Source organism: Mesorhizobium sp. M4A.F.Ca.ET.090.04.2.1, assembly GCF_003999085.1.
In the GTDB taxonomy this organism is placed as follows: domain Bacteria; phylum Pseudomonadota; class Alphaproteobacteria; order Rhizobiales; family Rhizobiaceae; genus Mesorhizobium.
Genome location: NZ_RZOT01000289.1, coordinates 1 through 7,589 on the forward strand (window position 1 = coordinate 1; position 7,589 = coordinate 7,589).

Sequence of the window (7,589 nt, forward strand, 5' to 3'; positions counted from 1 at the left end):
CATGATAAGCGAGCGGCGGATCAGTGCCGGCGGCACGGTCGCCGTCTATTCCGACATCACCGAGCTGAAGCAAAGGGAGGAGAACCTCGCCGAGAAGTCCACTGCCCTGGAGGCGCTTTCCAACAAGCTGGCCAAATATCTGGCGCCCCAGGTGTACAGCTCGATATTCACCGGCCGCCAAGATGTTAGAATCGCCAGTCAACGCAAGAAGCTGACTATATGCTTCTCCGACATCGCCGGCTTTACCGAGACCACCGACAAAATGGAGTCCGAGGATCTCACCCAGCTCCTCAATCACTACCTGACGGAAATGTCGAAAATCGCGTCGGATCATGGTGCCACGATCGACAAGTACGTCGGCGACGCGATCCTGATGTTTTTCGGCGACCCTGAGACGCGCGGCGTCAAGGAGGACGCGCTGGCTTGCGTGCAGATGGCGCTTGCCATGCAAAACCGGATCAGCGAGCTCACCGAAGTCTGGCGGGACATGGGGATCGAAACACCGCTGCGCTGCCGCATCGGCATCCATACCGACTACTGCACCGTCGGTAACTTCGGCAGCGAGGACCGGATGGACTACACGATAATCGGCGGCGCCGTGAATCTCGCCTCGCGTCTGGAACAGGAGGCGGCACCGGGGGCCATCCTCATTTCCTACGAGACGTTTGCGCAAGTGAAGGACACGATCGATTGTGCGGAGATGGGGCACGTGCAGGTCAAGGGGATCGCCTACCCCGTCGCCACCTACCGCGTCATCGATCTGAAGGCCAATCTAGCGGGCGCTTGTCGCGCCGTTCGAACCGAGCTGCCGCACTTCAGGCTGGAACTTGAACCGGAGCTGATGTCCGCCGACGAGCGTGGCGGTGCCGCCACTGCGCTTCGAGATGCGCTGGATCGGCTTTCGCACGAGCCCGGGCAGCAGGGCTTGGTTCGACCCCTCCCCCTTAGGCGCGCCAGCGGTGGCGCGCCGCGCACCGCCATAATCGAGTATAATTCCTGGCCGATCGCAGACGGAGGAGGAAAAGAGCAAATGTCCGTGGACGCGGGACCGAGAAAAGTGGACGCCGAATATGCGATTGAGTACCTCCAGGAGCATCCGCAAGCCGGGCTTTGCTGCGAGGATCGTCGCTGCTGGATCACGCCGAACGCAAACGAGACCGATCAGCGGATCCTGCTTCTCGATGTGGTTGAGGCCGACCGGCTCAAGGATGATCCTCGCCTTCGACTCGTGTCCGGAATCGCTCATGCGGGCCGGTCGCTCTGGGTCGTTCGGAGAATGACATGATTTGACGCAGGCCCTCGCCCTGGAGGACCGGTGGCGGCGCAGCCACAGGGTGGACATTTCAGCCCACATGGAAATGATCATGTTGCCATGCACAACACTGCAGTGCGCTGATCTCGACTAAAAGTTTGAGCGTAGAAGCGGATCAATCGACCTCCAGGTCCAGCCAGCGACGCAGATGGACATCCCAGAGAATTTCCGGACCGCCACGCGTTTTTCACGGATCGCCCTGACCTAACGCATTGCCTTCCGCGGCAGCTCGCACAATAGTCGGGCCGATGTTGCAGGCGATTGCGAGTCACTGGTCTACGCTGATCCTCGCCCTCTCCCTAGCGATGGCGGCCGTCGGCATCGTCCACGCCATCATGACGAAGGAAGACGTGCGCGCCGCCACCGGCTGGGTGGGCGTGATGCTGCTGTCGCCCTTCCTGGGCGCCATCATCTACGCCATCGCCGGCATCAACCGCATCCGCAGGGCGACGATCAGCGCCATGCGGCCGCTTTCCGGCGAGGCCGCCCTGACAAAGCAGGAGCGCGACATCGCCGCCGAAGACCTGATCACGGCCGAGTTTGGCTTACGCTTCGTCGGGCTGAAGACGCTGGGCGACAGGGTGACACGCCGCGCCCTGACATCGGGAAACGCAATCGCCGTGCTGGAAACAGGCGACGAAGCCTACAGCGCGATGTGCCACGCCATCGACGGGGCGGAGCGCAGCGTCCTTCTCGAAACCTACATCTTCGACAATGATGCGGTCGGGGCGATCTTCGTCCAATCGCTTGGCAACGCCGTCAAACGCGGCGTCAGCGTGCGCGTGCTGATTGACGCCGTCGGCGTGCGCTACTCCGTGCCCAGCATCCTCAAGCAACTCAAGGAAGCGAACGTCACCACCGACCTTTTCAACGGCAACATCGTCATGGGCTTGAGACTTCCCTATGCGAATCTGAGGACCCACAGGAAGATCCTTGTCGTCGACGGCACTGTGGCGTTCACGGGAGGCATGAATATCCGCAAGGGATTCTCCGCCGAATTCGTCGGCTCCGACAGTTCACGGGACACACACTTCAAGGTCACCGGCCCGGTGGTGGCCGACCTTTTCTCGGTCGCCGCCGAGGACTGGCGCTTCGCCGGCAACGAGGCCCTGAAGGGCGAAACCTGGCAAGTGGCAGCCCCCTTGTCGGCGCCCGGCCAGCCGATGTTGGTGCGGGCCGTGGCGTCGGGGCCGGATGCCTCGAACGAAACCAACCACAAGCTGCTGATGGGGGCGTTCTCGGTTGCCCGCAAGTCGATCCGCATCATGTCGCCGTACTTCCTGCCGGACCGCGAACTGATCAGCGCGCTGACCACGGCGGCGCGGCGCGGCGTCGAGATCGACATCGTCGTGCCGGCGGTAAACAACCTCTTCCTCGTCGACCGCGCGATGACGGCGCAGTTCGACCAGGTGCTGAAGCATTATTGCCGCGTCTGGCGCCACGAAGGCGCCTTCGACCATTCGAAACTGATGGCGATCGACGGCGTCTGGGCCTATATCGGCTCCTCCAATCTCGACGCCCGGTCGTTGAGGCTGAATTTCGAGATCGACATGGAAGTTCTTGATGCGGACTTTGCCGCCGAGATCGAGACACGCATCGGATCGGCCATCGCCTCCGCGCAGCCGGTGACGCTTGAGACGTTGAAGGCCCGCCCCTTCGTCATTCGCGTCTTCGACCGGTTGCTGTGGCTGGGATCGCCCTATCTATAGCGCAAGGAACAGAGCAGCAGGACCATGGAGATAAACGGACGCAACCTGCCGGAGACCGTGCTCCTGTCGATCCGCCACCGAAAGGCGCGGAAGGCGAAGGCGACGCCGCGCAAGCGGGTCGACGGCGCCGAGATGGTGGTCGCCTCCTACAACGTCCACAAATGCATCGGCACCGACCGCAAGTTCGATCCCGAACGGACCGCCCGCGTCATCCGCGAAATCAGTCCCGACGTCATCGCCTTGCAGGAGGCCGACAACCGCTTCGGCGACCGTGCCGGGCTGCTCGACCTTGCGCGGCTCGAACACGAAACGGGGCTGGTGCCGGTGCCGGTGTCCGGAAACGGCAAGGGCCATGGCTGGCGCGGCAATGTGCTGCTGTTCAAGCGCGGCACGGTGCGCGACGTCCACCAGATCAAGCTTCCGGGGCTGGAGCCGCGTGGCGCGCTGGTCGCCGAAATCGATCTCGACGAGAAACGGCCGCTGCGGGTGATTGCCGCCCATCTCGGCCTGCTGCGACGGTCGCGCTCCGAACAAGCGCGTGTCGTGCTCGACATCATGAGCAGCGCGGATGAGAGGCCAACGCTGCTGCTCGGCGACCTCAACGAGTGGCGGCTGGGCAACCGCTCTGCGCTGAACACGCTGCACACCACCTTCGGCCCGCCGCCAGCCGTGCCCACCTTTCCCTCGGGCCTGCCGGTGCTTGCGCTCGACCGGATCATGGGCAACCGCAACGGCATGGTCTCGGCGGTGGAAGCGCATGACACGCCGCTGTCGCGGGTCGCGTCGGACCACCTGCCGCTCACGGCTTTTGTGCATCTTTGACGCGGTGGATCAGCCCTCCCGCAGCCAGACCAGCATCTCGCCGGGATCGCGGTTGTCCCAGGCATAGTAGGGAACGGCCTTCACCCTCGCCTTATCCAGAGCCGGCGGCGCGGCGCGGTAGAGGCCGTTGCGCCAATCCTCCGACGCCTCCCTGTTGCCGGTGGCCGAAAGCGTGACGATGCCGCCGAGCAGGTTCGGCTCGTGATGCGCCTCGATCTCCGCCATGCGCGGCAGGCTGATGCGGTGCAACTGGCCGGGATTGTCGGTCGCCTCGACGCAGTAGATCAGCGGGCCGCGCGCCAGCGCGACACGGCCGATGTCATGGCGCACTTCCGGATTGGCGAAGAGGCGGGCGATCGACATGTCGAGGTCGAGCTCGACGCAGTCGCCCTTTTGCCATTCGCGCTGGATCGCCGCGTAGCCGTCGCTCAAGACGGCATCGAGAGCCACCGCCTTGCCGTTGACCTTGAGCGCCGCCTTGCGGCACCAGGCCGGCACGCGCAGGTGCAGGGTGAAGGCGACCGGCGCCGCCGGCTCGACGCGGATCGAGACGGCGCCCTCCCAGGGATAGTTGCTGGTCTGGACCAGGCTCACCGGCTTGCCCGATATCTCGAAGCGGGCCGTCGAATCGCCATAGAGGTGGACGGCCAGCGCGTCGTCGGCGAGGCCGTAGAAATAGCTGCCGATCGACGCCACCATGCGGCCGATATTGGGCGGGCAGCACGGGCAGCGGTGCCATTTCCAGCGATTGTGCCGGCCGCGGCTTTCCAGCGGGTTCTCGTAGAAGAACAGCGAGCCGTCGAGCGACAGGCCGGAGATCGAGCCGTTGTAGAGCGCCCGCTCCATCATGTCGGCATAGCGCGCGTTGGGCCCCATGCCGAGCATGCGGCTCGACCAGAACACCAGGCCGACCGCGGCGCAGGTCTCGGCATAGGCGGTCTCGTTGGGCAGGTCGTAGTCGCTGGTGAAGCCTTCATTGTGCGCCGACGGGCCGAGGCCGCCGGTGACATAGAGGCTCTTGGTGGTCAGATCGTCCCACAGCCGGTCGAGTGCTGCGCGCAGCGTGTCGTCGCCATATTCGGTGGCGACATCGGCCATGCCTGAGAACAGATACATCGCCCTGACCGCGTGGCCAACGACCTTGTCCTGCTCGCGCACCGGTCTGTGCGACTGGTTGTATTCGTAGGTTTTGAAATGATAGGCCTTCGGGTCGGTGCCGCGGGCGCCCGCCTCCTCGTCGAAATAGTGCGGCTGCTGGCCGCGCTGGTCGATGAAGTACTTTGCCAGGTCCATGTATTTCTGCTCGCCGGTCGCCCGCGACAGCTTGACCAGCGCCAGCTCGATCTCCTCATGGCCGCAATAGCCCTTCTTCTTGCCGGGCTCGGGGCCGAATGTGTCGGCGATGTGGTCGACATAGCGGCACATGATGTCGAGCAGCTTGCGCTTGCCGGTGGCCTGGAAATAGGCGACCGCGCCCTCGATCAGATGGCCGGCGCAGTAGAGCTCGTGGCAGTCGCGCAAATTGGTCCAGCGCAGGCCGGGCTGGATGCGCTGGTACCAGCTCGACAGGTAGCCGTCGGACTGCTGCAGCCTGCCGTAGAGGTCGATGACGGCGTCGATCTTTTTCTCCAGCGTGTCGTTGCGGCGCCTGTAGAGCGAATAGGCGGCGGTCTCGATGGTCTTGCCCCAGTCGGAGTCCCAGAACATCTGCGTCGTCACCGTCGAGCCGGTGAAGCCGGGATTGGCGGCCTCGTCCGGTGACGGCGAATGGAACGGGATGACGACGCCCGGCGACGGCCGGTCGGGGTCGATCTGCTCCAGCATGCGGGCCTCGACGCAGCGCTCGTAGAGGATCTCGGCGGTGCGCGCGGCAACCGCGTCGACCCGGTCGCCCCAGAAGCCGCGCACGTCGACCTGCGGCACCGGCAGCGGACGGAAGGCGAGCTTCGGCTTGCCGGTGTGCTGCGCGGCGGATTTCAGTGCGGTCATCGGCTAACTCCATTCAATTTCGAAAGTGTCGGTTCAGCGCGGGTCATTTCACGGCGCCGGCCATCAGGCCGCGGATGTAGAAGCGCTGCAGCGCCAGGAAGAGGATCAGGCACGGCACCATCATCACGGTGACGCCGGCCTGCACGGCACCCCAGTCGATGGCGCCGAAGCGGCCGGACTGCAGCGCCGTCATCATGATCGGCAGGGTGAACTTGGACTGGTCGGTCATCAGCACCAGTGCGGCCAGGAACTCGTTCCAGGCGCCGAGGAAGGCGAACAGCGCGATGGTGACGATGCCGGGCCACACCAGCGGCAGCATGACCTGCAACAGCATGGTGACGTTGTTGGCGCCGTCCATGCGGGCGGCCTCCTCGATCTCGCGCGGCACCGCGTCGAAGGCGTTGCGCATCATGAAGATCGAGAACGGCAGCTGCAGCGTGACATAGACGCAGACCAGCCCGGTCAGCGTGTTGTGCAGGCCGACCTTGGTCAGCACCAGGAAGATCGGCGTCAGGATCGACTGGAACGGGATCATGATCGTCGACAGGATGACGACGAAGAGCACGTCCTTGAAGGGAAAGCGGAAGCGCGAGAAGCCGTAGCCGGCAAGCACGCTGACGATGACGGAAAACACCACCGTCATCACCGAGACGTAGATGCTGTTTTGCGCCGGCAGCCAGAGCCCGTCGCCGAAGGTGTTGAGCGTGCCGTAATTCTCGACCGAGAAGCCGGTGGTCGGCCACGGCGGCAGCGGCGGCAGGCGCGCCTCCTGCGACGGCTTGAAGGCCGACAGCACCGTCCAGACGATCGGCGCCAGGAACAGCAGCGAGGCGGTGATGCCGGTCAAGTGCTCGGCGATGCCGAGCCGGATGCGGCTGTTGCGGCTGCGGGCCTGCGCCATCAGTCGACCCCCTCCGGTTTGCGCAGCAGCCAGAGCTGGACGAGGCTGAGCACGACGAGGATCAGCAGCAGGATCATCGAGAGCGCGGCGCCATAGCCGAGCTTGAACGACACGAAGGACTGGTTGAAGATCCAGTAGACGGCGGTCAGCGTCTGGTTGCGCGGGCCGCCGCGCAGGATGATGTAGAACTGGTCGAAGGCGAGGATGGAGCCGGCGACCGACAGGATCAGCGCCAGCGCCAGCGTGCGGCGCATCAGCGGCAGGGTAATCGCGCGAAAGCGCGCGAACGGCCCTGCCCCGTCGATCATCGCCGCCTCCTGCAGCTCCGACGGGATCGACTGCAGGCCGGTCATCAGGATGATCATGGTGAAGCCCGCCACCTTCCACACGACCATGGCGATGATCGACCAGAAGGCCGGCTGGAAGGTGGCGAGCAGATTGAACTTCTTCTCGGTCAGGCCGAGCGCGTAGGCGGCCGGGCTGAACAGGCCGGAATCGACGTTCAAGAGCCACGACCACAGCAGGCTGGCCGAGGCGAAGCCGATGACGGCCGGCATGAAGAAGGCGGTGCGGTAGACATTGGTCATCGCCCGCGGCCGCTCGATGAAGATCGCCAGCGGAAAGGCGACGGCGAAGATCGCGATCGTCACCACCAGCGTGTACCAGCCGGTAAAGCGCAGCGCGTTCCAGAAGCGCGTGTCGCGCAGGATCGCCCAGTAATTGCCGAGGCCGATGTAAGAGTGCTCGCCCATCAGCGGCCAGTTGTTGAGCGACATCCACGCCGTCATGGCGAGCGGCACGATGAAGAACACCGTGACCAGCGCCACCGCCGGCGCCACATAGAGCAGCCCGATCC

At 64.6% G+C, this 7,589-nt stretch carries 5 protein-coding genes and 1 pseudogene; 3 read left to right on the plus strand and 3 right to left on the minus strand.

Annotated features, from left to right (window positions below; translation table 11 throughout):
* From EN781_RS19995 to EN781_RS20005, 3 genes and pseudogenes are all read left to right on the plus strand, one after another.
* A pseudogene (locus tag EN781_RS19995) lies at positions 1 to 901 on the plus strand (adenylate/guanylate cyclase domain-containing protein); the annotation flags it as partial.
* 659 nt (positions 902 to 1,560) lie between these two features.
* The gene (locus EN781_RS20000; protein ID WP_127400259.1) at positions 1,561 to 3,021 is read left to right on the plus strand and encodes a phospholipase D-like domain-containing protein; all 1,461 of its coding nucleotides are present in this window, start codon (positions 1,561 to 1,563) and stop codon (positions 3,019 to 3,021) included.
* A 24-nt stretch (positions 3,022 to 3,045) separates the two neighbouring features.
* The gene (locus tag EN781_RS20005) at positions 3,046 to 3,843 is read left to right on the plus strand and encodes an endonuclease/exonuclease/phosphatase family protein (protein ID WP_126055092.1); all 798 of its coding nucleotides are present in this window, start codon (positions 3,046 to 3,048) and stop codon (positions 3,841 to 3,843) included.
* 9 nt (positions 3,844 to 3,852) lie between these two features.
* Here the strand turns inward: EN781_RS20005 and EN781_RS20010 are convergent, their stop codons facing one another.
* From EN781_RS20010 to EN781_RS20020, 3 genes are read right to left on the minus strand one after another with little or no spacing between them, the layout of a single operon-like run.
* Positions 3,853 to 5,832, minus strand: a complete 1,980-nt coding sequence (locus tag EN781_RS20010) for a glycoside hydrolase family 127 protein (RefSeq protein ID WP_126055093.1) — start codon at positions 5,830 to 5,832, stop codon at positions 3,853 to 3,855.
* Positions 5,833 to 5,875: 43 nt separating this feature from the next.
* Positions 5,876 to 6,733, minus strand: coding sequence for a carbohydrate ABC transporter permease (locus tag EN781_RS20015; RefSeq protein ID WP_126055094.1), 858 nt, complete (start codon positions 6,731 to 6,733; stop codon positions 5,876 to 5,878).
* Positions 6,733 to 7,587, minus strand: a complete 855-nt coding sequence (locus tag EN781_RS20020; protein ID WP_127400260.1) for a sugar ABC transporter permease — start codon at positions 7,585 to 7,587, stop codon at positions 6,733 to 6,735. The genes EN781_RS20015 and EN781_RS20020 overlap by 1 nt, the downstream gene beginning before the upstream one ends.
* Positions 7,588 to 7,589: the final 2 nt, after the last annotated feature.